Below are 24,742 nucleotides of genomic sequence, written 5' to 3'. Positions count from 1 at the left end.
TTACACCATTTGGCGGCCTCGCCATCTGCGAGGCGAGATGCCGTGTATCCGGGTGAACATCCGGCTGAAGTAGCCGGGATCGACAACCCCAACCCGCCGGGCGATCTCGGCGACTGGAAGATCCGTCTGCTCCAGCAAGGTGCGCGCCTCGGCCATCCGGCGTTCGATGATCCACTCCTGCACGGTGCGTCCGGTGCGACGGCGCACGACCGTGGTGAGATGTCCCGGCGTCATGCCTAGTTCGGCGGCCACGTCGCGCAGCGACAGCGGCTCGGCGCGCCGGCGGTCGATCACCGCGAACACGTCGGCCAGCAGCGGTTCGCCGCTGCGCCTCAGATCGGCCACCACATCGCGGGTCAGCCGCGCGAGCTCGATCAGCAGTAGCGTCAGATGTGCCAGAGCCGCCTGTCGATGGCCCTCCTGCCGATCGGTGACCTCGGTTTCGATCGACCGGATCATGTTTTCCCACAGGGACTGTCGATCCTCGGACACCTCCAGCCGCAATACCCCGCCCGCACGCCCGTGCAGGAACGGGAAGAGCAGCGGATGCCCTCGCCACGCCGGCCACGGCGAGCGTCCGTCCTCACCGAGCGCGGCGGGATCGAAGAACACCGCGACCCCGGTCTCCAGGCCTTCCAGTTGCCCCGGGTCGAGCACCACACCGGGAGCAGCCACGAACACCACGCCCGCCGCGGGGACGTACCACAGTGCCGGGAAATCGTGAATGTGACGGCCTCGCTCGCCGACGTCGCCGAGGTGGCGGTGCAGCGACACCGGCGAGGTGTCCGGGTCGGTCCGATATTGGTAGATGGGCACACCGCCGCGATGGCCGATCACTCGGGTAGCCAAAGATAATCCTACTTTCAACAATGATCGCCCAATTACCAAGCAATATAGCGGTGCAGTATTGCTTCTATGCTCAAACATCATCCACATGACTACATTCCCGCCGCCGGCCACGACGCATTCCTGCCCGGCTACGATGTGTTGACCCGCCTATCCGGCTTCCGTCGGGTCCACGACCGGCTCGTCGGACAGGCCGAAATTGCCGACGGTCACCGCGTGCTGGAAATAGGCTGCGGCACCGGCAATCTCACCATTCGGGCCAAGCGAGCTCATCCGTCGATCGAGATCATCGGGTCCGACCCCGATCCGCTGGCACTGCGGCGCGCTCAGCGAAAGGCAGCCCGGCTGACCGGGATTCGCTTCGAGCGCGGCTACGCCCAACGGCTGCCCTACGCCGACGGCGAATTCGACCGGGTCTTGTCGTCGATGATGCTGCATCACCTGGACAGTGCCGCGAAAGCGGCCGCGGCGGCGGAGGCGTTTCGCGTGCTGCGCCCCGGGGGGCGGCTGCACGTGGTCGATATGGGCGGCAACATGACCGCGCACGACGGCCTGTCGGCCCGGCTCACGCTGCGCAGCCCGCTGGCGGCCGGCAATCTGGGCGACGCAATTCCCCGGGTATTGCGCTCAGCGGGCTTCGACTGCGCCGAGGTCGACACCCACCGACAGCGCTTCGTGGGACGCCTGACCTATCTGTCCGCCACGCGGCCCGGCTAGCACTGGTCGACGGCGACGTCGACGGCGCCGCCCTGGGCCTGGTTGGCAATCGCCAAAATGGCGGCGCGCCAACTATCCGGCCCGCAGCGGGGGAAGCCCCCCTGATGAGCAACCGGTTCCCGGCCGCCGCGTACGTCATTCGTCAAAGTTGCCCCGAATCGCGGGAAGCGTACAGTGGTGGAAGCTTGTTATACTGGCTAAGTATTAACTAAGGCAAGCTAAATACATCTGATTTAGGGGGACGAATGACTTCCACCAGCTCAACCAGATATGAGGGCGATACCTGGGACCTGGCATCCAGCGTCGGGGTGACCGCCACGATGGTCGCCGCCGCGCGCGCGATCGCAACCCGGGCCGATCGTCCGCTGATCAACGACCCGTTCGCCGAACCGCTTGTCAAGGCCGTGGGCGTGGACCTGCTGACCCGGCTGGCGAGCGGCGAACTGGATCCCGCCGAACTGAATGACGTCGCCGATGTTCAGGACGGGGCTGCGGGATCGGCTGGGGCGATGTCCCGGATGGCCGACAACATGGCCGTGCGCACCAAGTTCTTCGACGAGTTCTTTCTCGACGCGGTGAACGCGGGCATCAAGCAGGTTGTGATCCTGGCGTCCGGGCTCGACTCCCGCGCTTACCGGTTGGCCTGGCCCGCCGGCACGGTGGTCTACGAGGTCGACCAGCCTCAGGTCATCGAATTCAAGACCCGAGCGCTATCCGACCTGGGCGCCGCGCCGACTGCCGACCGCCGCGTGGTGGCCGTCGATCTGCGCGACGATTGGCCCACCGCACTGCGCACCGCCGGCTTCGACCCGGCCCAGCCGGCCGCATGGAGCGCCGAGGGCCTGCTCGGCTACCTGCCTGCGGAGGCTCAGGACCGGTTGCTGGACACCATCACCGCCCTCAGCGCGCCGGGCAGCCGGCTGGCCACCGAGAGCGCGCCCAACCCCGAGCCCGGCGAAGAGGACAAGCTCCGGGAGCGCATGCAGACCATCACCGAGCGCTGGCGCGCGCACGGTTTCGATCTCGACATGGCGGGTCTGGTCTACCTCGGCGACCGCAACGAGGCGGTTCCGTATCTGGCCGACCGCGGCTGGTCGCTCAACAGCAGCAGCATCCGGGAGTTGTTCGCGGACAACGGCTTTGATCCACTCGACGATGACGACATGCGGATGGGCGAGATGCTCTACACCAGCGGCACCCTGGACAGGAAAGGAAAATAGATGACCGCCGACACTGGACGCACCGAAGGCGACAGCTGGGACCTGGCCAACAGCGTGGGAGCGACGGCCACCATGGTGGCCGCATCCCGCGCCGTGGCGTCGCAGGGGCCCAATCCGCTGCTGGACGATCCGCTGGCTGATCCGCTCGTCCGGGCCGTGGGGTTGGATCCCTTCGTCCGGATCATCGACGGGGAGATCGACCTCGAGGACGACGCCCTGCTGAACCGCAAAGTGCACAGCGAGCAGATCACCGTGCGGACCAGGTTTTTCGACGAGTTCTTCACCGACGCGACGAAGGCCGGCATCAGGCAGGCGGTGATCCTGGCATCCGGCCTGGACACCAGGGCCTACCGCTTGGACTGGCCGACGGGCACTGTGGTCTACGAGATCGACCAGCCACAGGTCATCGCATTCAAAACCGACACGCTGGCGGGCATCGGCGCCGCTCCGACAGCCGACCGCCGCACGATCAGCATTGACCTCCGGGGCGACTGGCCAGCGGCGTTGCGAGAGGCCGGTTTTGACATCACCCAACCCGCCGCGTGGAGTGCCGAGGGTCTGCTGCCCTACCTGCCGCCCGAGGCTCAGGACCGGTTGTTCGACCACATCACCGCGCTCTCCGCGCCGGGCAGCCGGCTGGCCACCGAGCATGTCTCGGACCCCAACGCATTCTCCGATGAGCGTTTGCAGCGCATCAGCGAGCGGTGGCAGAGCTTCGGCTTCAGCCTCAACGCGGCCGACCTGTTCTACCGGGGCGAGCGCAACGTCGTGGTGGACTACCTGAGCACTCACAACTGGGAGGTCACCGCGCACTCCGCCAAAGAGTTGTATGCGCGCAACGGGTTCGAGTTCCCGGAGAACGAGCTGATGGCCGCCTTCGGTGACTTGAGCTATGTCGCCGCCACGCTGAGGTAGGGCATGGCTAGGGTCGTCTCATGCCTCGTGCACACGACGACAACTGGGATCTGGCGTCCAGCGTGGGCGCGACCGCGACCATGGTCGCGACCGGACGCGCCATGGCGACGAAGGATCCCCGCGGTTTGATCAACGATCCGTTCGCCGAGCCACTCGTGCGCGCGGTGGGGGTGGATTTCTTCACCAAGATGATGGACGGCACGCTCGATCTGTCGGCCATCGAGAACGCAACGCCGATCCGCATGCAGTCGATGATCGACGGAATGGCGGCGCGCACGAGGTATTTCGACGATTACTTCATCGCCGCCACCGCCGCAGGTGTGCGACAAGTGGTGATTCTCGCGTCCGGATTGGACGCACGCGCCTACCGGATGCCGTGGCCCACCGAAACGGTCGTGTACGAAATCGACCAGCCGCAGGTAATCGACTTCAAGACAACCACTTTGGCCGGCATCGGGGCCCAGCCCACCGCAACCTGGCACCCCATTCCGATCGACCTGCGTGCGGACTGGCCGGCGGCACTACTAGCCGCCGGATTCGACACCTCGACACCGACCGCGTGGTTGGCCGAGGGCCTGCTGATCTATCTGCCGCCGGAGGCCCAGGACCGGTTGTTCGACAACATCACCGCACTCAGCGCGCCGGGCAGCACCATCGCCACCGAATTCGTGCCGGGCATAGTGGATTTCGATGCCGACCGGGTGCGGGAGATGTCCGACTCCTTCCGCGACCACGGCGTGGACATCGACATGGCGTCGCTGGTTTACGCCGGACAACGCAACCACGTCGTCGACTACCTGGGGGTTAAGGGCTGGGCTGTCGAGGGTGTCACGCGTACCGAGCTGTTCAAACACCACAACATGGACGTCCCCGCACCGGAAAACGACGACCCGCTGGGTGAGATCATCTTCATCAGCGGCCCGCTCACCGGTTAGAAGCGTGACCCCCCCAGCCACAGCGCGCTGGCGCCGCTGACCGCCTGCTCGAGGTTTTCCACGATCGCGGCCACCGAGCGGCCGAGCAGTATGCCCAGCGCGTCCGGCAGCGACGCGGCGGCCGGTTGCGAGGACGCCCGGGGTCGCACCAGCTGAAGCAGCGAGGATCCCGGGAAGCTGGCCACCCGGACTTCGCTGTCCTCATCCAGGCCTGCCAGGACTTTGGCTCGGCGTACCGCGGTGCGAAGCCCCCCGAGTTCGTCGACCAAGCCATGCTCGAGGGCGTCGGCGCCCGTCCACACCCGGCCCTGGGCAACCGCATCCACGGCCTCGGTGCTCAGCTTGCGGCCTTCGGCGACGCGCTGCACGAAGTCGGCGTAAATCAAGTCCGCCTCGGCCTCTCGATCGGCCCGCTGCTGCGCCGTGAACGGCACATCGGTCGACCACGCGTCGGCATTGGCGTTGGTGCGCACCGCATCTGAGATGACTCCCAGCCGTTCCTTGAGATCCCGGAACACCAGCTTCCCGGTGATCACACCGATCGAACCGGTGATCGTGGCAGGGTTGGCCACGATCACGTCAGCGGCCATCGCGGCATAGTAACCACCCGAGGCGGCCACCGAGCCCATCGATGCCACAACCGGTTTGCCGCGTTCGCGGGCCCGGGCCACCTCACGCCAGATGGTCTCGGACGCCGTGACCGAGCCTCCGGGGCTGTCGATCCGCAGCACGATCGCCGACACCGAATCGTCGGCCGCCGCCTCACGCAGAGCCGCCGCGATTGTGTCACCGCCGACGCTAGAATTGCCGAACGGCAGGAACTGGGGCCCACCGCGCCCGTTGACAATCGGACCCTGCAGGGTGATCACGGCGAAGGTGGGCTTGGACCGGCGGCCGGGAATCGGCGGCGCCGGCGGGACCAGCCGCGACCGCGAGGCTGCGGCGTAGCGTGCCAGATTCAGCCGCGGTGCCAGCTTTTCCGGGTCGGCCTCGGCGTCGCCTTCGTCGACCGAAACACCTTCCACGCCAATCAGTTCCGCGATGCGGGTGTGGGCCTGGTCACGGAAGCCGATCCGGTCGACCAGACCCGAGGCCACGGCGTCATCGCGCAGCAGCGGGGCCCGGTCGGCCAGCGCATCGAGCGCGGTGGACTCGATGTCGCGAGATTCGGCGATCGCCCGCCACACCTGGTCTTGCAGGCTCTCCAGCATCCGGGTCACGGCTTCGCGGTGCGCGTCGGTGAAGCCGTCCTCGGTGAAAACGTTTGCCGCCGACTTGTATTCGCCTCTGGCGACGAACTCGGCGTCGATCCCCGCCTTTTCCAGCGCGGCCCGCAGAAAGGTCGCTTCGCTCGCGAAGCCGATCAGCCCCACGCTTCCCGAGGGCTGCATCCAGACCTCGCTGAACGCCGACGCCAGGTAGTAGGACAGCGTGCCCGGGTAGGTCTCGGCCCAGGCCAGCGATGGCTTGACGGCGCTGAACGCCGCGATCGCCTCGCGCAGCTCCTGGACCGCCGCCGGTGGCGAGGCCGCGAGCTGCACGCGAGCGATCAGCCCGGCCACCCGAGGATCCTCGGCGGCGCGGTGGATCGCGGCAACCGCCTCACGCAAAGTTAGCGGCCGCTCCGCGCCGGTGATGAGCGCCACCGGGTCGAAGCCTGCCGTCTCGGGCGGCACCGAACGCAGGTTGAACTCGAGCACACATCCGGCGGGGACGCCGTGGTGGCGGACCGTATCGACGCGGCCGGCCAGGGCACGCACGTCGTCGACGCCGGGCAGCGAAGGCAGAAACGCGAACATGCTCTGCAGCGTACCGACCGACGACCGTAGGGTGAGTTCGTGAGGTTCTCGATCGCGATTCCGCAGTTCGACTACGACGTTTTCGACGGCGATGGGCTGCGCTCATACCTGGTGCGCGCCGAGGAGCTCGGGTTCGACGGCGGATGGGTGCTCGAGCAGACCGTCGGCGCCGCGCCGCTGCTAGCCCCACTGGAGCTGCTCTCCTACTGCGCTGCTTTCACCGAGCGGCTGCGCCTCGGGGTCGCGGTTCTGGTGACCTCGCTGCACGAGCCGCTGCAGCTGGCCCAGTCGGTGGCCGCCCTCGACCGGATCAGCCATGGACGGCTGGACATCGGCGTGGCACCCGGTGGCGGCGGCCGCCAATTCGCCGCCTTCGGGGTGGACAAGGAACACTTCATCTCGTATTTCACCGAGGGCCTCGACCTGATGAAGGCGGCCTGGTCAGATCAGCCCACGGTGACGTTCCACGGCCGGTTCCGGGACGTCGACGGCCTGGCTTCCAACCCGAAACCGGTGCAGCGACCGCACCCGCCGATCTGGTTCGGCGGTCTCGCCCCGAAGGCCTTGGCCAGGGCGGTGCGCCTCGGCGACTCGTTCCTGGGCGCGGGATCGTCGACGACTGAGCACTTCGCCGGCGCGGCCGCCATCGTCCGCCGCGAGGTCGACGAACAACAGAAGGACCCGGCACACTTCACCATCGGAAAGCGCGTCTACCTGATGGTCGACGACGACGCGGCACGCGCCCGCCAGCGGGTTCTCGACGGGTTGCATCGCATCTACGGCAACCTGATTCCCGGCATCGAAGCGGTACCGGTGTCCGGCACCCCCGACGACGTCGCCCGCGGGCTACGAGAGGTGATCGATGCCGGCGCCGAGATGCTACTACTCAACCCCGTCGGACCGGACGTGCCGCAGAACCGCGAGCAGATGGAACGCCTTGCCGCAGAGGTGATTCCGCAGCTAGGTTAGTCAACGCCCCAGTTTCGAGCGTAGCCAGTCGCCGATCTCGGCGATCGCTTCATCGACCTCGGGCACCCAGCCGGCGCCGATGATGAACGAGTGCTGCCCCTCTTCAACGGCGCGTACCAGGACGTCGTTGCCGGCCGCCTCGGCGCGACGGGCGAACTCCGCATCCTCGCCGGCGAGCAGTTCGTCGGTGCCCCAGGACACCGCGATCGGCGGCAGCCCGGACAGGTCGGCGAAAAGCAGGCTCACCCGCGGGTCTTCGGGGCTCACGCCGGTTCCGTCCAGCCAGGATGACCGAAAGAACTCCGCCAGCGGAAGCGAGAGCAGCCGGTCGGAATCCGCATTGCTGGTGTAGGTCTCGTTAGTCAGCGTCAGGTCGACCCACGGAGAAATCGCCACGATCGCACCCGGCAGCGCGGCTCCTTCATCCCGCAGGGCGATCGCAAGGCCGACCGCGAAGTTTCCGCCGACCGAATGCCCAACGCTGGCAATGTTTTCGGGCCGGTAACCCTGCTGCAGCAGCCAGTTGTAGGCGTTGCGCACATCCTCGATCTGGGCGGGGAATTTGTTTTCCGGCGACCGCCGGAAGTTGAGCACCAACGATCGCGCGCCCGCGGCCTTCGCGAGGTGCGCCGCGGCCTTGCGGTCAGAATGCATGGACGCGACGACGGTGCCGCCCAGGTGGTTGTGCAGCAGCACGCGGTCCGGGTCGCTGTCGACGGGAATGCACCAGAGCGCCTCCACGCCGCCGGCGTCCACTTCGGCGTAGGTGACCCCCTCGGGTTCCTTGGTGGCGACGTGCATGGTCTCGATGACGTCGCGGATCGTGTCCAGGTCGAAATTGGGGTTGGCGGACCGCGCGCTCAGAGCGCCGAAGAATTCGGCGAAGTCTTTTGCCTGCGTGCTGGCCATCGGGGTTGCCTTTCGCTGAAGTTTATTGAATAACGGTCGTTATCGTAACGGACGTTATACTATGATGGTGTGAGCGTCAAGCCGGAAGGGCGAACCCGTGAGATACCCAGCAGATCAGAAGGCACGCGCGCGCGACGCACTGCTGCGCGCCGGCACCCGCTCGCTCAAGACGAGCGGGTTCAACGGCGTCGGGGTGGACGGACTGGCCGCCGCCGCAGGCGTTACGTCGGGCGCGTTCTATTCGAACTTCCCGAACAAGACGGCGATGCTCGAGGCCGTCATCGAGGCGGGGCTGGGCGAACCGTTGGTGTCGACAACCGGTGCGCTGACCCACGCCGAGGGGCGGGCGCACATGATCGCGTTTCTCCGCGAATACCTGAACGCCGATCACAGTCTCGACGTTGCGGGAGGGTGCGTGATGCCGGCGTTGAGCGCTGACGTATCGCGCGCCGAACCGTCCGTCAAAGATGCCTACCAGCGCAAGATGATCGCACTGATCGATCGGATCACCGAACTGCTCGACGGAGAACAGGCCGACCGGCGCCGACGCGCATGGAATATTGTCGCCTTGATGGTGGGATCGGTCCTGATTTCCCGGGGCATGCCCGAAGACAGCGAAAACCGAAACGCACCACTAGAAGCCGCCCTCAGTACGGCATCCGCCCTGATGGACGCGGAGGCCGAACCGGAAGGCTAGGAGACCTCGGTGGCCGAGCCGCCCGCGGCGGTGATCTTCTCGCGGGCGCTGCCGCTGAACTTGTGCGCCGACACGTCGGCCTTGACGGTCAAGTCGCCGTCGCCGAGCACCTTCACCAACGAGTTCTTGCGAACCGCACCCTTGGCGACCAGCTCGGCGACGCCGATGGCACCGCCCTCGGGGAACAGCCGGCCGATGTCGCCGACGTTGACGATCTCGTATTCGGTGCGGAACCGGTTCTTGAATCCCTTGAGCTTGGGCAGCCGCATGTGGATCGGCATCTGACCACCCTCGAAGGTGACCGGCACGTTCTTGCGCGCCTTGGTGCCCTTGGTACCACGACCAGCCGTCTTACCCTTTGAGCCCTCACCGCGACCGACGCGGGTGCGCGCCTTCTTCGACCCGGGAGCGGGCTTCAGGTCGTGCAGTTTGATGGTCATTTGGTCTCCTCCACCTCAACCAGGTGGTGTACCACGGCGATCAGCCCGCGGGTCTGTGGGTTGTCCTCGCGGACCACCGACTGGCGAATCTTTCGCAGCCCCAGCGTGCGCAGGGACTCACGCTGCTTCCAGCGCGCCCCGATCGTGCCGCGCACCTGGGTGATCTTCAGCTGGCTCATTGGTGTGCCGTTCCCTCGCGCGCGGCACTGGCGGCCAGCGCTTCACTTTCCCGTCGTGCCTTCAGCATCCCGGCCGGGGCGACATCCTCGATCGGCAGACCGCGTCGGGCGGCCACCTCCTCCGGGCGCTGCAACAGCTTGAGCGCGGCCACCGTGGCGTGCACCACGTTGATCGCATTGTCACTGCCCAGCGACTTAGCCAGGATGTCGTGCACCCCAGCACATTCCAGCACGGCGCGCGCCGCGCCTCCGGCGATCACACCGGTACCAGCGCTGGCCGGGCGCAGCAGCACCACACCAGCGGCCGCCTCACCCTGCACCGGGTGCGTGATCGTGCCGCCGATCAGCGGGACCCGGAAGAAGCCCTTGCGCGCCTCTTCCACACCCTTGGCGATCGCGGCCGGAACTTCCTTGGCCTTGCCGTAACCGACACCGACCATGCCGGCGCCGTCGCCCACGATGACCAGAGCGGTGAAGCTGAATCGCCGACCACCCTTGACCACCTTGGAAACACGGTTGATGGCGACGACCCGTTCCAGGTAGTTGCTCTTGTCGCCGTCACGGTCGCGGCCGCGACCGCCGCCGTCGCGACGACCCCTGCCATCCCGGTCACCGCGCGAGTCGCGGCTGTCGCGGTTGTCTGGGCCTTGGCCCCCCGCCGACTGTTCCGCCATTATGCGGTCCTTCCAGTTGTCATCAGAATTTCAATCCGTTCTCGCGGGCGGCATCGGCCAGCGCCGCGATCCGTCCGCCGTAGCTGTAGCCGCCACGGTCGAACACCACGTTGTCGATGCCGGCGGCCTTGGCGCGCTCGGCGATCAATTGACCGACCCGCACGCTGTGGGCTTTCTTGTCCCCGTCGAGACCGCGGACGTCCGCCTCGATGGACGACGCGGCCGCCACCGTGGTGCCGTTGAGGTCGTTGACCAGTTGCACGTGGATGTGTCGCGCCGACCGGTTCACCACCAGACGCGGACGCTCCGAGGTGCCGGCGATCTTCTTGCGCAGCCGCGCGTGCCTGCGCAGCCGCGCGACCCGTCGAGTCGCGGAGATGTTCTTGCCCGCCGGCTTTTGCGTGTCAGCCTGTGCTTTCGCCATGACTACTTACCTGTCTTTCCGACCTTGCGGCGGACCTGCTCACCCTCGTAGCGCACGCCCTTGCCCTTGTAGGGGTCGGGGCGGCGCAGCCGGCGGATGTTCGCCGAAATCTGGCCGACCTTTTGCTTGTCGATCCCGGTGACGCTGAACTTCGTCGGCGTCTCCACCGCGAACGTGATGCCCTCGGGGGCCTCGATCAACACCGGGTGGCTGTATCCGAGCGCGAACTCGAGGTTGGCGCCCTTGAGCTGCACCCGGTAGCCGACGCCGAAGATCTCCATCTTCGTGGTGTAGCCCTGCGTGACGCCGGTGACCAGATTGGACACCAGCGTGCGCGAAAGCCCGTGCAGCGAGCGGTTTTCCCGCTCGTCGTCCGGGCGGTTGACCACGATCGCACCGTCTTCGCTGCGTACCACCGTGATCGGCTCGGCGACGGTCAGGTCGAGGGTGCCCTTCGGGCCCTTCACCGAGACCGTCTGGCCGTCGATCGTTACGTCGACTCCGGCGGGAACCGGAATCGGCCTCTTACCAATACGCGACATGGTTACCCCCTCACCACACGTACGCGAGGACTTCGCCGCCCACGCCCTGTCGAGCAGCCTGGCGGTCGGTCAGCAGGCCCGAGGATGTCGAGATGATCGCCACACCCAGGCCGCCGAGAACACGCGGCAGGCCGGTGGATTTCGCGTACACCCGCAAACCGGGCTTGGAAACCCGGCGCAGCCCAGCGATGCTGCGCTCCCGGCTGGGCCCGTACTTGAGCTGGACCACCAGCGATTTACCGACCCGAGCATCTTCGGTCCGGAAATCGCTGATGTAACCCTCGCTCTTGAGGATCTGGGCGATGTTTGCCTTCAGCTTGGAGTGCGGCAACGTCACCTCGTCGTGATACGCCGAATTGGCGTTGCGCAGACGCGTTAAGAAGTCTGCGATCGGGTCCGTCATTGTCATGAAAGCGTCTGTAACCTTCCTCGCGATGGTTCCCGTTAGGGGCCTGTCGCGCACCTGTTCTGGGGTTGGTCTCTCGTCCTGTGCCTGTTACCAGCTGCTCTTTTGCACGCCGGGCAACTCGCCCGCGTGCGCCATCTCGCGCAGGCAGATCCTGCACAGCCCGAACTTGCGGAAAACCGCGCGCGGGCGACCACACCTTTGGCAGCGGGTGTAGCCGCGCACCGCGAACTTCGGCTTGCGTGCGGCCTTGTTGACCAGTGCCTTCTTAGCCATCTACTCAGTTCTCCTTGAACGGAAAGCCGAGGGCCCGCAACAGCGCTCGTCCCTCGTCGTCGGTCGTCGCCGAAGTGACGACGTTGATGTCCATGCCGCGGACGCGGTCGATCTTGTCCACGTCGATCTCGTGGAACACCGACTGCTCGGCCAGCCCGAAGGTGTAGTTGCCGACACCGTCGAACTGCTTGGGCGAAAGCCCGCGGAAGTCACGAATACGCGGCAGCGCAATGGAAGTGAGCCGGTCGAGGAACTCCCACATCCGGTCACCCCGCAAGGTGACCCGCGCACCGATCGGCATGCCCTCGCGCAACTTGAACTGCGCGATGGACTTGCGAGCCTTGCGGATTTCGGGCCGCTGACCGGTGATCAGCGCGAGGTCGCTGACCGCGCCGTTGATCAACTTGGCATCCCGGGCCGCGTCGCCGACGCCCATGTTCACGACGACCTTGGTCACCGTCGGGATCTGCATGACGTTGCCGTAGGCGAATTCCTTATGCAACGCATCGCGAATCTCGTTGCGGTAGCGCTCTTTCAGGCGCGGCTGCACCTTCACATAGGCCTCTGTTGTGGTCATGTTAGATGTCCTTGCCGTTGCGCTTGGAGATACGAACGCGCTTACCGGTCTCCTCGTCGACCCGGTAGCCGACGCGGGTCGGCTTACCGTCGGAGTCGACCACCATCACGTTGGAGATGTGGATCGGCGCTTCCTGGGTGACAATTCCGCCCGACCGGGCTCCGCGCTGGTTGGTCGAAACCGCGGTGTGCTTCTTGATCGCGTTGACACCCTCGACCAGCACGCGGTCGCGGTCCGGGTACACCTTCAGCACTTTGCCCTTGGCGCCCTTGTCCTTGCCCGCGATCACCAGGACGGTGTCGTCCTTTTTGACCTTCATTTACAAAACCTCCGGAGCCAGCGAGATGATCTTCATGAATCGCTTCTCGCGCAGTTCACGCCCGACGGGCCCGAAGATGCGCGTCCCGCGCGGGTCGTTGTCGGGCTTGATGATCACCGCGGCGTTCTCGTCGAATTTGATGTAGCTGCCGTCGGAACGGCGGCGCTCCTTGACGGTGCGCACCACGACGGCTTTGACGACGTCGCCACGCTTGACGTTGCCGCCCGGGATCGCGTCCTTGACGGTGGCGACGATGACGTCACCGATGCCGGCGTAGCGTCGCGACGAACCACCGAGCACCCGGATGCACAAGATCTCCTTGGCGCCGGTGTTGTCGGCGACCTTCAGCCGCGATTCCTGCTGAATCACTCGATCTCCTGACTGAGTTCACGTGTGCACGGCAGGAAAACGCGTCGGCGGGCCTCCAACAAGCAAGGCTCACCACAAACCTGACGTGCGCGGTCTTTGTTGCCGAAGGGCACGCAGGGCCTGTGACGCTTGCACGCACCGGCCGAGGTCTGCCCAAGGCAACCCCTAGAGTCTAGGTGAATACCTGCTCAGCGCCAAATTTCGGGCGGGGCAGACCCCGGTGGGCCCGTGGGCCGTCGATGCCGCTCCGCCGCACATCCATCTAGCTGCGGCGATACCAGCCGTCAGTCGCCTTGCCGGACCCACGCGATGATGTAGAGGCTCATCGCCACCACCAACGCGATCAGCACCCACTGCACGACGGCCTGGTCGATCCAGGAGCCCGGCGGTGGCGAGCCGGGCAGGATATTGCGCAGCGGGACGATCGCGAACAACATCGCGGCATACCAGGTGCCGAACGGCGGCACGAACTTTCTCTTGCCCATCACCATCGGAATGGCCACCAACAACGCCAAGGTCGGCAGGGTGACGAGTACGACGCAGATGAAGATGTCGAACACCAGCGGACCCTTCGCCCGCTTCATCGTGATGACCAGCTGAGCGTCGTCGAGACCGCGCGAGTTCACGTCGCTGGTTTCATCGACGCGATTGACGTCGACGTCCCAGCCGTCCAACCCCCCGGTTACCTCGACCCGGGCGGCCAGTTTTTTGCGGTCCTCGCCGGAGCCGACGAAGGTGTCGGCCGAGATCTTCTCGGTCTTGTAGGTGTCGAGCGGCCAGTTGGCCGGATCGCCGTGGGATTCGATGGTGGTTTCGACCTGCGCCGGCGCCTTGCCTTTCGGGAACTGCAGATCGCCGAGGTCGTTCGTCGGATACAGGCGCACGGCGACGTCGGTGTTCAGTACGTCGAACCGCTTGTCGTACAGCGAATCCGGGGGATAGACGAGCACATCCACCTTGAGCCGATTAGAGGTGGTTTTGAAGTCGTCGAGGCGCAACTGCACGATCGTGTCGTTGCCCCCACCCTGGCTCAGGTCCAGCGGCGGCAGCGGCCCCTCCGATCGCTGCAAGTAGTGGACACCGAACAGCGAGAAGGCATAGACGCCGATGACGACCGCCAGGATGAACGCGCCGAGTGAGAGGCGCGGCCGGTGCCTGCTGAGAAAGCTGGAGGGGCCCGACTTCGCCGGCTTGTCCGGCTCGGCGGACGCCGGGGCCGACGGTGTTTCCGTCGTCATTGGTCCCGGCCAGCAATTCGCTGGCGAAATCCGGCTTTCAGCGGCGACACGGGCAGATGGTAGCGAACATCGGGGCCCACCGCGCAGCGAAATCGCATGCCCCGGGGAGTTCTGTCACCTGCTCGAAAGCCGTCGTTAACGCGCGGCGGCGGATCCGGAGTCGGCCACGCAGCGAAACCCGATGTGGGTGGTCGCGGTGTCTTGGGATTGGGGGGAACGGGCCGCCGGACGGTAGCGGTGGCAGTACTCCGGCGCACACAGGTGCGAACCACCCTTCAGTGCCTGGCTGACGGCCGGGTCTGCGGGTCCCGAGGGTGCGCAACAGGCTTTCGGCGGCGCGTCGAGGCGATGGTGCGCGGAATACGCGGTGGCGGTCCACTCCCAGACGTTGCCGATCAGGTCGTGCAGTCCGAACGCGTTGGGCGGAAACTCCCCCACCGGCGACGTTCCCACCCAGCCCAGCGCCCCGTCGTTGCGGTACGGGAAGCGGCCCTGCCAGGTGTTGGCCATCAGGCGCCCGTCGGGACTGGGCTCCTCACCCCACCCGTAGGTCGACGTGCTGCCGGCGCGGGCCGCGTACTCCCACTCCGCCTCCGTCGGCAGCCGCCGGCCGGCCCAGCGCGCGTAGGCGGCAGCGTCCGGATACGCGACCTGCACGACCGGATGATCGCCCCGGTCCGCGACACCGCTGTCCGGCCCGAAGGGATGGCGCCAACTCGCGCCCGGCACCCAGTCCCACCACTGCCGCCAGTCACGCAGGTCGACGGGACCGGGTGTAGGGCGGAAAACCATCGCGCCCGCACGTAGCTCGCCGGGATCCACGCCCGGGTACAGCGCCGGGTCGATCGGCTGCTCGGCGACCGTCACATAGCCTGTGGCGGCAACGAATTCGGCAAACTGTGCGGTGGTCACCGGGTGCCTCTCCACCGCGAACGAACTCACGGTGACGGTGTGGATCGGAGCCTCTTCCGGGTAGAAGCTCGTCGAGCCCATGCGGAAGGTGCCGCCGGGTAGGTCGACCAGCTCGGTGAGCACCGTTTCAGGGTAGGCCGCGCCCAACCTGCGCTATGCCCGGCGTGCTAATCCGACTTCCGGTACCACGTGAACATGTAGGTGATCATCGCCGCGACGAGTGCGATCAGCACCCAGATCACCAATGCTTGGTCGATCCACGCACCCGGCGGTGGGGCCCCCGGCAGGAAGTTGCGGATCGGGATGACCGCGAACAGCAGCGCGGCGAACCACCCGCCGAACGGCGGCACCAACTTCCGCTTACCGAGCGCCATCGGAACGACAACCGCCAACGCCAAGGTAGCCAGGGCGAACAGGACCCGGCGAGCACGTCGGCCTAGAGGGTGTCGGTCTTGTAGGAGTCGAAGGGCCAGATCTCGGGGTCACCGTGGGCGTCGACCGTGGTGGCTACCTGTGCGGGCGACTTCCCCGCCGGATAAACCAAGTCCCCCAGGTCGTTCGGCGGGTCCATGCGTACCGCGGTGTCCTGTTTCAAGACCTCCAGGCGCGAGTCCTACAAGGCGATTGGCGACGGTCTTGAGCTCCTCGAGGCGTACCAGAACGACGGTGTCGTCGGCCGCGTTGAGATCCGGGGCCTTAAGGGGCGCTGCCGATTCGCCGAGGAGATGGAAGCCGAACAACGACAAGCGGCCTTTCGGCATGGGCGGCGGCGGGGCCGCGTGCGTGCGCGGGGCCTGGGTGGTCGTTGCTCAGCACCGAGGCCGACAATTGGCAGCTGACTCACATCGCTGGTTCATTCCAGCTAACCGCGACGACACGAAATCAAATGCTATCCAACTCGCGCCGATCACGCGGGAAATGCGACTTTTCGCAAACTGCATTGGTCACGTCGTCACCCGCGAGTGGCCGTGCAACCTTCAATTCACCTGATGTTTGTTTGCGCGTCGCTTCGATAGCTGCAAATGTCGACGTGTGTCGAAAGCGGGGCGGACATGCACCCCGACACCCGGGCTCGTCGCCGATGCCGGGCGCCGTCTTGCCCGTCCAGGCTACCTGTACCAACCTGCCCGACTTCTATGCTGCCCGAGGCCGACTGCCCACCTGCCGGCCCGTCCGCCGTCGGCATGATTACCCCAGGTCACCGCCGCCACGAACGAAACCGCATCGCTAGACTTCGATCACAGCCCAAGGCCGTGTCACCAGCTGCCGTTCCCGAGGAGGAAACAGAAGTGAAGCACAACAGATCGGGTGCCGCCATAAGCGTGCTGGCCGCGACCGCACTGGTGCTTTCCGGATGCGGCAAACCCCACACGTCCCTTTCTTACGCCAACGGAGCGCGGGTCGATTGCGGCGGCAAACAAGAAATCACCGCCAGCGGTTCGACCGCGCAGGCAAATGCGATGAGTCGATTTGTCGACGCATACGCGAAGGCCTGCAAGGGACAAAGTCTCTCCTACACCGCAAACGCATCGGCCGCGGGTGTCGTCGACTTCCTTGCGGCCAAAACCGACTTCGCCGGATCCGACATCCCCTTGACCGGTGACCAATACGCGGCCGCTAAACAGCGCTGCGGCGGCGCCGACGCCTGGAACCTGCCTGTGGTCTTCGGCCCAATCGCGATCACCTACAACCTCAACGCCATTGACTCGCTGGTGCTCGACGCGCCCACGCTGGCCAGGATTTTCAACGGCAGCATCACGCGCTGGGACGACCCGGCCATCACCGCGATGAACGCGTCGATGCCGCCGGAGAACATCCACGTGGTCTACCGCGCCGACCCATCCGGCACCACCGCCCACTTCCAGGCCTACCTGCAGGCCGCCTCCGGCGGGGCCTGGGACAAGGGCACCGGCAAGATATTCAACGGTGGTGTGGGCACTAGCGCCCACGGCAATATCGGCACCTCGGCAGAGGTGAAGAACACCGAGGGCGCGATCTCCTACAACGAGTTGTCGTTCGCCATGGACCAGGGACTGTTCGCCGCCCAGATCAAGACCCCGGCGAGCCGGAAATCGTTGCGGCCGGTGCGCATTGGCACCGACACCGTCGGCAAGACCATCACCAACGCCAAGATCATCGGCAAGGGTAACGACCTCGTGCTGGATACCACGTCCTTCTACAACCCCGCCCAGCCCGACGTGTACCCGATCGTGATGGTGACCTACGAGGTCGTCTGCTCGAAATATCCTGACCCCAGTGTCGGCCAGGCGGTCAAGGCGTTCCTGCAGGCGGCCGTGGGCCCCGGCCAGGCCGACCTCGACAAGAACGGCTATATTCCGTTGCCGGCCGACTTCCAATCACGGGTCTTCACCGCCATCGATGCCATCACCTCTGCGCCGATAGCGAATGCCGGGTAAGGCTTTTCGAGTTCTAGGTCTTTCTCGGCGACTTGCGGTCTCGATGCCGCCACCAGGCGGAGACGAATATCGTCATCGCGGCGACCAGGCCTATCAACACCCATAGCACGATGGCTTGGTCGATCCAGGAACCGTACGGCGGATTGCCGGGCAGGATGTTGCGCAGCGGGACAATGGCGAACAGCATCGCGCCATACCAGGTGATGAACGGCGGAATGAACGAAGTCCTGCCCAACGCCATCGGGATGGCCACCCACAACGCCAGAATCGGCAGGGTGATCAGCACCAGGCACACGCCGACGTCGAAGATCAGCGGCCCCTTGGCCCGGTGCAACGTGATGACCACATCGTCCATGACATTGGGATCGGCGTCATCGGCGTCGTGAACGCGGGTGACGCTGGCGTCCCAACCGTCCAACTTTCCGGTCACTTCCAGACGGGCCGGCGCTTTTTCGCGGTTCTGGCCGGTTCCGGTGAACACGTCGGCCGCGATGACATCCGTCTTGTAAGAGTCGAATGGCCAGTTACCGGGATCGCCTTGAGCCTGGATGGTGGTGGTGACTTGCGCCGGCGCCTTTCCGACCGGGTACTGCAGATCGCCGAGGTCGTTGTCGGGATACAGTCGCACGGCCGCGTCGGTGGTGAGCACACCGAAGTTTTTGTCGTACAACGAATCCTTCGGGTAGACAAGTACATTCACCGTCAGACGATTCGCCACCGTTTTCAGTTCGCTCAGGCTCACCTGCACGACGCTGTCGTCGGCCTCGACCTTGGTGAAATCGACAGCGGGCAGCGGCGGCGCCGATTTGGCCAAGAGGTGCATCGCAATCAGCGAGAGGACATAGACACTGATGAGCGCGACCAGAATCCCGAAGGCGATCGCGATTTGCCGTCCGCGCGACTCGGGTTTCGACGGCGGCAGCGGCGGAGCTTCAGCAGTCATCGGACATCACCACCACGAGTAGAACGGATAGTTTCACGCCTGCCCGGCAGGCAGGGGTCCGATGCTAGCAGTCGGGCACTCCTATTCAGGGGATAACGACCGCAAATTGCTGCATCACCGTGGCTTTCGCCGCGCTGAACCCGGGTGCGCCGCCCGGCCCCTCCAGATGGACGACCACCAGGAACGCCTTGGTGTTCGTCCAGATGTGGGTGATGCGGTCGGCGAGGACGAGGCCAGCGGGTCCTCCGACGCTGCCACTGAGCACTTGACTGCTGTAGCCGCAGAACTGGGCCGCGTCCACGCTGACCTGGACACCCGGCTTGGTGGTGCGCAGTTCCGCGTCGTAGCGCAAGAACGCCGCGCCAGGTCCGAGGTCGGTCGGGGTGATGGTCACCGTGGCCGACAACCCGTCGGGCCCGGTCGCGGTCAATGCGACATCACCGGCGCCGGGGGCCGAGCCCCAACCCTCCGGTAGCGGCACCGTGAGCCTGGGCGCCAACGGATCCGACACCGCAGCCGTGGTCATCCGGCCGTGACCGGAGGCCGGTGGCAAGCACGCCAGGGCGTTGGGCGGAATGTGGTCGGGCATTGTGGTCTCGACGCCGGGCACCGGCTCGGCCGGGTCTGATCGGCGCGGTTCGCGAGACGGCGTCACCGAGGTCGTCGACGACGACAGGGTTGTACTGGCCCGGACTGCGTTGCCGCCCGTGGTATTTCCGCATCCCGCGACCATGCTCGTCAGCACACAAATCACACCCGCCGTGACAAGCGGGACGGATATGGCTCGTCGTGAGCGTTCAGTCGCGCGAAAATGCAAGTGCAAGTTCAGATTCCACGTCTCTGTAGGGACGTCCGGACAAGTCGATAGTGACCGCGGCGATCGTTCCGCCGGTGAAAGTGAACGGCGCCTTGTACCGGCTGGATACGCCGGAACCTCCGTTTCGGCCGACGGTGATGCCGGCACCCGCCAAGCCGAAGGTTCCCGGGTGGGTGATCACCTCCGAGAGCGTGCCGACCACATCGTCGTCGATGAACAGGGTGACGCCACCCACCGGCGTGTGGCTGTTCGGCAGCGTCCCGGTCCGCGCGTAGCTGGCGCCGAGCAAGTGTCTGCCCAACGGCACCGCGTCCGAGGAGGACACCAGCTGCTGGCGCTCGCCCAGGAAGTTGTAGACGTAGTGCAGGCGTCCGTCCTGGATGAACAGCACGTGCCCGCCGTGGGCACCACCCTGCTTGAACAACACCCCCTCGGCGCCGGTGGTATCCACGGTCGCGTCGGCCAGCACGCCGAACGAGCGGCCACGGATTTCGGCGGCGGCGCCGATGCCGACGTCCGCGCAGTCTGGGTAATAGGTGTAGCTGGCCCGCTCGCCGGCCAGGTAGGGCCGGAAGCGGGTCAACGTTTCCATCAGGTTCAGGTCCGCCAGCGGCAGGCCGTTGTACTTGGCAGCCTCGGAAAACCACAGCGCCTTGAGCTCTTCCAGCTTCTCGGGATGCTCGGCGGCCAGGTCGTGGCACTGGCTGCGGTCGGCCTCGATGTGGAACAACTCCCATTGATCGGCATCGAAGTGCGACCATCCCGCCGGTGTGGCGGCGTGCACGCTGTTGGCGAACCAGCCGTCGTGCCAGATCCCACGGGTGCCCAGCATCGTGTAGAACTGCGTCCGCTTTCCGGTATTGGCCTTCGAATCTGCAAGAGCCGCTTTGAAACTCACGCCGTCAAGCGGCTTCTGCGCAATGCCCTTCACCGCGTCAGGTGCTGCCATGTTCAGCAGGTCATAGACCGTCGGGGTGATGTCGGCAACGTTGACGTAGTTGTCGCGGACCTCGCCGCGCGCCGCAATCCCGTTGGGCCAGGAGATGATTGCCGAATCGGCGATACCGCCCTCATGCGAGGCGTAGCGCTTGTAAAGCTTGTAGGGCGTGTTGAAGGCCATCGCCCAGCCGATCGGGTAGTGGTTGTAGGTCTCCGGTCCGCCCAGGTGGTCGAAGAGCTTCATGCTCTCTTCGACGGTGTCGATGTACCCGTTGAAGAACTTGCCCTCGTTCACCGATCCGTTCGGACCGCCCTCGCCGCTGGCGCCGTTGTCGGAGATCACCACGATGATCGTGTTGTCCAGCTGGCCGGATTCCTCGAGATAATCCAGGATGCGGCCGATCTGGGCGTCGGTATAGCTCAGGAAGCCGGCGAACACCTCCGCCATCCGCGAAAACAGCGTCTTCTCTTCGTCATTGAGCGAGTCCCAGGGCCGGACCGTGTCCTGCAGCGGCCACGCCTCGCCGTTGGGCCCCTTGACATCCAGATAGGGATTGACCGGGGACAGTTCGGTGTCCGGTGGCACGATCCCGATCGCCTTCTGCTGGTCCAGCACGACCTCGCGGTAGCGTTCGTAGCCCATGTCGAACTTGCCGGCGTACTTGTCGGCCCATTCTTTGAAGACGTGATGCGGCGCGTGCCCGGCGCCCGGGCACACGTAGGAAAACCACGGCTTGTCGGGCGCAATCACCTTGGCATCGCGGATGAATTCGATTGTCTTGTCGGCGATGTCCTTGGACAGGTGGTAGCCGTCGTCTGGGGTGCCGGGCGGGTTCACCGGGTGGTTGTCGTAGACCAGGTCGGGGTACCACTGGTCGGTCTCGCCGCCCATGAATCCGTAGAATCGCTCGAAGCCGCGTGAGGTCGGCCAGTGCCGTTTCGTCGAGGCCATGCTGCACTCTTCGAGCGGCGTGAGGTGCCACTTGCCGACACAGTAAGTGTTGTAGCCACGTTCGGCGAGCACCTCGGAAACCAGCGCGGTGTCGGTCGGGATCCGGCCGTTGCAGTTCGGGAAACCGTCGGTGAATTCTTCGATGGTGGCCATGCCCACGGTGGTGGCGTTGCGACCCGTCAGCAGCGACGCCCGGGTCGGTGAGCACAGTGCGGTGGTGTGGAATTGCGAGAGCCGGACCCCGCGTTCGGCAATCCGCGACATCGCGGGCATCTCAACCAGTCCGCCGAAGCAGTCCCAGGTCGCGATGCCGGTGTCGTCCCAAACCAGATACAGGACGTTCGGCGAGTTCTCCGGCGCGGTCGGCGCAGCGTACGGCCCCCAGTCCGGCTCCGAATCGCGAATGTCCAGCTCGATCTTGCCTTGAAACGCTCGGGAGTCAGGAGACATGCGCCGAGCGTAACGCTGCGGCGAAAATCCCGACCATATTTCGCCGTGGCGCTGCCCCGGTGCACCCAGCTCGGCAAAGCAAAACGCCCGAGACCGTCGGGTCCCGGGCGTTTCGATGTCAGCGGGGAGCTACTTGGCCTTCTCCAGCACCTCGACGAGACGCCACCGCTTGGTGGCCGACGTCGGGCGCGTCTCCATCAACGACACTCGGTCGCCGACGCCGGCGACGCTGTCCTCGTCGTGCGCCTTGACCTTCTTGGTCGTCCGGATGATCTTGCCGTACAGCGCGTGACGCATACGGTCTTCCAGCTCGACCACGATGGTCTTCTGCATCTTGTCGCTCACCACGTAGCCGATGCGCGTCTTGCGACGGCCACGCGGCTTCGGTGTAGCCGGAGTGTGCTGGGGGCCCTTCTCTTTAGAAGCGCCATCCTTTGCGGCGGCTTGCTTGGGGTCGGCCTTAGCTTCTGCCATTACGATTCCTTATTTCCGTCGGACCCGTCAGGACCACTGGCCAGGCCCAGCTCTCGTTCACGCAGCACCGTGTACACACGGGCGATTTCCGAACGCACCGTGCGCAGCCGGCGGTTGTTGTTGAGCTGTCCCGTCGCCATCTGGAAGCGGAGGTTGAACAGCTCCTCCTTGGACTCGCGCAGGCGGTCGGTCAGCTCATCATCGGTGAGCTCGCGCAGTTCGCCAGGCGAAATACCCACTGCCATCAGAACTGATCCTCTCGGGTGATGATGCGTGCCTTGATCGGCAACTTGTGGATTGCCCGGGTGAGCGCCTCCCGGGCGGTCTGCTCGTTGGGGTAGCTGAGCTCGAACAGCACCCGGCCCGGCTTGACGTTGACCACCCACCACTCCGGCGAGCCCTTACCGGAACCCATCCGGGTTTCCGCGGGCTTCTTGGTCAGCGGGCGGTCGGGGAAGACGTTGATCCACACCTTGCCGCCACGCTTGATATGCCGGTTGATCGCGATACGCGCGGACTCGATCTGCCGGTTGGTGACGTAGGCGTGCTCGAGGGCCTGGATCCCGAAGTCGCCGAAGTTCACCTCCGTGCCACCGCTGGCGATGCCGCGCTGGCGAGGATGGTGTTGCTTGCGGTGCTTAACTCTGCGGGGAATCAACATGATTCAGCTCTCCGTGCTCTGCGGTTCGGGGGCAGGCGCCGCCTCCGCCGGGGCGGCGCTTTCCTCCGCTCCAGCTGCCCGTCCAGCCTCAGTGCTGGTGGCCGTGGTACCCGATGCGCCACTGCGGCGCGGGCGGGTGCCCGACGGCCGTTCGCGGCGCGGACGGTCGGCGCCCGCCGGTGCGGCGGCGGCCAACTCGCGCTTGCCGCCGACGATGTCGCCCTTGTAGATCCACACCTTCACACCGATCCGGCCGAAGGTGGTCTTGGCCTCGTACAGGCCATAGTCGATGTCGGCACGCAGGGTGTGCAGCGGCACGCGGCCCTCGCGGTAGAACTCCGAGCGGCTCATCTCGGCGCCACCAAGGCGGCCCGAGCACTGCACCCGGATGCCCTTGACGTTGGGCTGCCGCATCGCCGACTGGATCGCCTTGCGCATCGCGCGACGGAACGCCACCCGGTTGCTCAGCTGCTCGGCAACGCCCTGCGCCACCAATTGTGCTTGCGACTCCGGGTTTTTCACCTCGAGGATGTTGAGCTGGACCTGCTTCTTGGTCAGCTTCTCCAGATCGGCGCGGATGCGGTCGGCCTCGGTGCCGCGGCGCCCGATGACGATCCCGGGACGCGCGGTATGGATGTCGACACGGACCCGGTCGCGGGTGCGCTCGATCTCCACGTCGGCGATGCCGGCGCGCTCCAGACCGGTGGACAGCAGCCGGCGGATCGCGACGTCTTCCTTGACGTAGTCGGCGTACTGCTTGTCGGCGTACCAACGGGACTTCCAGTCCGTGGTAATCCCCAGCCGGAAGCCATGCGGATTGATCTTCTGGCCCACTAGTCTGAGCCTCCCTTCGCGTCAGAAGTCTCAGACGTTGCCTTGGCAGCTTGAGCAGTTTCTGCCTTAGCCTCAGCCGATTTCGCCGCAGCCTTCTTGGCGGGCGCATTCTTCGCCGGCGCCTTGTTGGCGGGAGCCTTCTTGGCCTCGGAACCGGGTCCAGCCTTCGCGGCGGCCTTGCTGCCCTCGGCGCGACGGGTCCGCGACGACTTCGCCGACTGCTGGTCCTTGCTCGGGCGGCTTTCCAGGACAACGGTGATGTGGCTGGTACGCCGGCGGATCCGGAACGCACGACCCTGGGCGCGCGGACGGATGCGCTTGGCGGTGGGGCCCTCGTCGGCGAAGACCGTGGCGACCACCAGGGTCGCCGGGTCCAGGCCGTCATTGTTCTGCGCGTTGGCCGCAGCGCTGGCGATCACCTTGGCGACCGGCTCACTGGCGGCCTGCGGCGCCCAGCGCAAGATGTCGAGCGCGTCGGCCACCGACTTGCCGCGCACCAAGTCGATCACCCGGCGCGCTTTTGTCGGCGATACCCGCACAAACCGTGCTTTGGCTGTTGCCGATGGGAAGGCCGACGGGTATTCCGTCGTCGTGGTGCTCATCGGCGCTTGGCCTTTCGGTCGTCCTTGATGTGGCCCTTGAAGGTACGCGTCGGCGCGAACTCACCGAGCTTGTGGCCGACCATCGCCTCGGTGACGAAGACCGGGACGTGCTTGCGGCCGTCGTGCACCGCAAAGGTGTGGCCGATGAAGTCCGGGATGATCGTCGAACGACGCGACCAGGTCTTGATGACCTGCTTGCTGTTCTTCTCGTTCTGCACGTCCACCTTCTTGAGCAGGTGGTCGTCGACGAACGGACCCTTTTTCAGGCTGCGTGGCATGTCTTACTCCTC

Annotated in this window: 31 protein-coding genes and 1 pseudogene; 7 read left to right on the top strand and 25 right to left on the bottom strand. The window is 65.8% G+C overall.

Translation table 11 applies throughout. The features are described 5' to 3' along the window. A complete protein-coding gene (locus OK015_RS06625; RefSeq protein WP_268130147.1) occupies nt 1–849 on the bottom strand; it encodes a helix-turn-helix transcriptional regulator in 849 nt (282 codons plus the stop codon). Nucleotides 850–915: 66 nt separating this feature from the next. On the opposite strand from OK015_RS06625, the gene OK015_RS06620 reads away from it, so the two are divergent. From OK015_RS06620 to OK015_RS06605, 4 genes are all read left to right on the top strand, one after another. Then, nucleotides 916–1,563: a class I SAM-dependent methyltransferase gene (locus OK015_RS06620; RefSeq protein WP_268130145.1), complete on the top strand. Its 648-nt coding sequence runs from the start codon at nt 916–918 to the stop codon at nt 1,561–1,563. 245 nt (nt 1,564–1,808) lie between these two features. Beyond that, nucleotides 1,809–2,783 (top strand): class I SAM-dependent methyltransferase, encoded by a 975-nt coding sequence (locus OK015_RS06615; protein ID WP_268130143.1) that lies wholly within the window; start codon nt 1,809–1,811, stop codon nt 2,781–2,783. After that, nucleotides 2,784–3,698: a class I SAM-dependent methyltransferase gene (locus OK015_RS06610; RefSeq protein WP_268130141.1), complete on the top strand. Its 915-nt coding sequence runs from the start codon at nt 2,784–2,786 to the stop codon at nt 3,696–3,698. 20 nt (nt 3,699–3,718) lie between these two features. Then, the gene (locus OK015_RS06605; RefSeq protein WP_268130139.1) at nt 3,719–4,633 is read left to right on the top strand and encodes a class I SAM-dependent methyltransferase; all 915 of its coding nucleotides are present in this window, start codon (nt 3,719–3,721) and stop codon (nt 4,631–4,633) included. On the opposite strand, the gene sppA is transcribed toward OK015_RS06605, so the two are convergent. Beyond that, nucleotides 4,630–6,432 carry a signal peptide peptidase SppA gene (sppA, locus tag OK015_RS06600; protein ID WP_268130137.1) on the bottom strand — a complete coding sequence of 601 codons (1,803 nt, stop codon included), beginning with the start codon at nt 6,430–6,432 and terminating at the stop codon, nt 4,630–4,632. The genes OK015_RS06605 and sppA overlap by 4 nt on opposite strands. Before the next feature lie 39 nt (nt 6,433–6,471). Between sppA and OK015_RS06595 the strand changes: the two genes are divergently transcribed. Then, nucleotides 6,472–7,401: an LLM class flavin-dependent oxidoreductase gene (locus OK015_RS06595; protein WP_268130135.1), complete on the top strand. Its 930-nt coding sequence runs from the start codon at nt 6,472–6,474 to the stop codon at nt 7,399–7,401. On the opposite strand, the gene OK015_RS06590 is transcribed toward OK015_RS06595, so the two are convergent. Next, nucleotides 7,402–8,310: an alpha/beta hydrolase fold domain-containing protein gene (locus tag OK015_RS06590; RefSeq protein ID WP_268130133.1), complete on the bottom strand. Its 909-nt coding sequence runs from the start codon at nt 8,308–8,310 to the stop codon at nt 7,402–7,404. It lies immediately after the preceding gene. A 97-nt stretch (nt 8,311–8,407) separates the two neighbouring features. Between OK015_RS06590 and OK015_RS06585 the strand changes: the two genes are divergently transcribed. Continuing rightward, complete coding sequence (locus OK015_RS06585; protein WP_268130131.1) at nt 8,408–9,007, top strand: TetR/AcrR family transcriptional regulator; 600 nt, start codon at nt 8,408–8,410, stop codon at nt 9,005–9,007. On the opposite strand, the gene rplO is transcribed toward OK015_RS06585, so the two are convergent. The 13 genes and pseudogenes from rplO to OK015_RS06520 all read right to left on the bottom strand — a co-directional run bounded on the left by rplO (nt 9,004) and on the right by OK015_RS06520 (nt 16,124). Continuing rightward, complete coding sequence (rplO, locus tag OK015_RS06580) at nt 9,004–9,447, bottom strand: 50S ribosomal protein L15 (protein WP_268130129.1); 444 nt, start codon at nt 9,445–9,447, stop codon at nt 9,004–9,006. The genes OK015_RS06585 and rplO overlap by 4 nt on opposite strands. Then, nucleotides 9,444–9,626, bottom strand: a complete 183-nt coding sequence (rpmD, locus tag OK015_RS06575) for a 50S ribosomal protein L30 (protein WP_268130127.1) — start codon at nt 9,624–9,626, stop codon at nt 9,444–9,446. Before rpmD ends, rplO begins: the two co-directional genes overlap by 4 nt. Further along, the gene (gene rpsE, locus OK015_RS06570; protein ID WP_268130125.1) at nt 9,623–10,300 is read right to left on the bottom strand and encodes a 30S ribosomal protein S5; all 678 of its coding nucleotides are present in this window, start codon (nt 10,298–10,300) and stop codon (nt 9,623–9,625) included. The genes rpmD and rpsE overlap by 4 nt, the downstream gene beginning before the upstream one ends. Before the next feature lie 22 nt (nt 10,301–10,322). Further along, complete coding sequence (gene rplR, locus OK015_RS06565) at nt 10,323–10,724, bottom strand: 50S ribosomal protein L18 (protein WP_268130123.1); 402 nt, start codon at nt 10,722–10,724, stop codon at nt 10,323–10,325. A 2-nt stretch (nt 10,725–10,726) separates the two neighbouring features. Then, a complete protein-coding gene (gene rplF / locus OK015_RS06560) occupies nt 10,727–11,266 on the bottom strand; it encodes a 50S ribosomal protein L6 (protein WP_268130101.1) in 540 nt (179 codons plus the stop codon). A 10-nt stretch (nt 11,267–11,276) separates the two neighbouring features. Continuing rightward, nucleotides 11,277–11,675 (bottom strand): 30S ribosomal protein S8, encoded by a 399-nt coding sequence (gene rpsH, locus OK015_RS06555; RefSeq protein ID WP_268130100.1) that lies wholly within the window; start codon nt 11,673–11,675, stop codon nt 11,277–11,279. Between the two features lie 87 nt (nt 11,676–11,762). Next, nucleotides 11,763–11,948: a type Z 30S ribosomal protein S14 gene (locus OK015_RS06550; RefSeq protein WP_268130099.1), complete on the bottom strand. Its 186-nt coding sequence runs from the start codon at nt 11,946–11,948 to the stop codon at nt 11,763–11,765. Between the two features lie 4 nt (nt 11,949–11,952). Further along, entirely contained in the window at nt 11,953–12,525 is a 573-nt protein-coding gene (rplE, locus tag OK015_RS06545) for a 50S ribosomal protein L5 (RefSeq protein WP_268130098.1), read from the bottom strand. A 1-nt stretch (nt 12,526) separates the two neighbouring features. Further along, the gene (gene rplX / locus OK015_RS06540; RefSeq protein ID WP_036466721.1) at nt 12,527–12,844 is read right to left on the bottom strand and encodes a 50S ribosomal protein L24; all 318 of its coding nucleotides are present in this window, start codon (nt 12,842–12,844) and stop codon (nt 12,527–12,529) included. Next, complete coding sequence (gene rplN, locus OK015_RS06535) at nt 12,845–13,213, bottom strand: 50S ribosomal protein L14 (RefSeq protein WP_085233453.1); 369 nt, start codon at nt 13,211–13,213, stop codon at nt 12,845–12,847. Between the two features lie 284 nt (nt 13,214–13,497). Beyond that, the gene (locus OK015_RS06530) at nt 13,498–14,451 is read right to left on the bottom strand and encodes a DUF4436 domain-containing protein (protein ID WP_268130096.1); all 954 of its coding nucleotides are present in this window, start codon (nt 14,449–14,451) and stop codon (nt 13,498–13,500) included. A gap of 135 nt (nt 14,452–14,586) precedes the next feature. Next, entirely contained in the window at nt 14,587–15,486 is a 900-nt protein-coding gene (locus OK015_RS06525; protein WP_268130095.1) for a formylglycine-generating enzyme family protein, read from the bottom strand. Between the two features lie 44 nt (nt 15,487–15,530). Then, nucleotides 15,531–16,124: pseudogene (locus OK015_RS06520) on the bottom strand (DUF4436 family protein). 528 nt (nt 16,125–16,652) lie between these two features. Here OK015_RS06520 and pstS point away from each other — a divergent pair. After that, nucleotides 16,653–17,780 carry a phosphate ABC transporter substrate-binding protein PstS gene (gene pstS, locus OK015_RS06515; RefSeq protein ID WP_268130094.1) on the top strand — a complete coding sequence of 376 codons (1,128 nt, stop codon included), beginning with the start codon at nt 16,653–16,655 and terminating at the stop codon, nt 17,778–17,780. A gap of 13 nt (nt 17,781–17,793) precedes the next feature. Here pstS and OK015_RS06510 read toward each other — a convergent pair whose 3' ends face one another. The 9 genes from OK015_RS06510 to rpsS form a co-directional block, all read right to left on the bottom strand. After that, nucleotides 17,794–18,723: a DUF4436 domain-containing protein gene (locus OK015_RS06510; RefSeq protein WP_268130093.1), complete on the bottom strand. Its 930-nt coding sequence runs from the start codon at nt 18,721–18,723 to the stop codon at nt 17,794–17,796. 85 nt (nt 18,724–18,808) lie between these two features. Beyond that, entirely contained in the window at nt 18,809–19,456 is a 648-nt protein-coding gene (locus OK015_RS06505; RefSeq protein WP_268130092.1) for a hypothetical protein, read from the bottom strand. A gap of 64 nt (nt 19,457–19,520) precedes the next feature. Continuing rightward, the gene (locus tag OK015_RS06500) at nt 19,521–21,881 is read right to left on the bottom strand and encodes an arylsulfatase (RefSeq protein ID WP_268130091.1); all 2,361 of its coding nucleotides are present in this window, start codon (nt 21,879–21,881) and stop codon (nt 19,521–19,523) included. A gap of 129 nt (nt 21,882–22,010) precedes the next feature. Beyond that, on the bottom strand, nt 22,011–22,355 hold the full coding sequence (gene rpsQ / locus OK015_RS06495) for a 30S ribosomal protein S17 (protein ID WP_268130090.1): 345 nt from the start codon (nt 22,353–22,355) through the stop codon (nt 22,011–22,013). Beyond that, the gene (rpmC, locus tag OK015_RS06490) at nt 22,355–22,600 is read right to left on the bottom strand and encodes a 50S ribosomal protein L29 (RefSeq protein ID WP_268130088.1); all 246 of its coding nucleotides are present in this window, start codon (nt 22,598–22,600) and stop codon (nt 22,355–22,357) included. The genes rpsQ and rpmC overlap by 1 nt, the downstream gene beginning before the upstream one ends. Next, nucleotides 22,600–23,016, bottom strand: a complete 417-nt coding sequence (rplP, locus tag OK015_RS06485) for a 50S ribosomal protein L16 (RefSeq protein WP_096284779.1) — start codon at nt 23,014–23,016, stop codon at nt 22,600–22,602. The genes rpmC and rplP overlap by 1 nt, the downstream gene beginning before the upstream one ends. A 3-nt stretch (nt 23,017–23,019) precedes the next feature. After that, complete coding sequence (gene rpsC, locus OK015_RS06480; RefSeq protein WP_268130087.1) at nt 23,020–23,850, bottom strand: 30S ribosomal protein S3; 831 nt, start codon at nt 23,848–23,850, stop codon at nt 23,020–23,022. Beyond that, a complete protein-coding gene (gene rplV, locus OK015_RS06475; RefSeq protein WP_268130085.1) occupies nt 23,850–24,452 on the bottom strand; it encodes a 50S ribosomal protein L22 in 603 nt (200 codons plus the stop codon). Before rplV ends, rpsC begins: the two co-directional genes overlap by 1 nt. Then, nucleotides 24,449–24,730 (bottom strand): 30S ribosomal protein S19, encoded by a 282-nt coding sequence (gene rpsS, locus OK015_RS06470; protein WP_025738376.1) that lies wholly within the window; start codon nt 24,728–24,730, stop codon nt 24,449–24,451. Before rpsS ends, rplV begins: the two co-directional genes overlap by 4 nt. Nucleotides 24,731–24,742 lie beyond the last annotated feature (12 nt).

Source organism: Mycobacterium sp. Aquia_216, from assembly GCF_026723865.1.
GTDB lineage: Bacteria > Actinomycetota > Actinomycetes > Mycobacteriales > Mycobacteriaceae > Mycobacterium.
The sequence above is the reverse complement of the archived record's forward strand: the minus strand, read 5'-3'. Positions and strand labels throughout refer to the sequence as shown.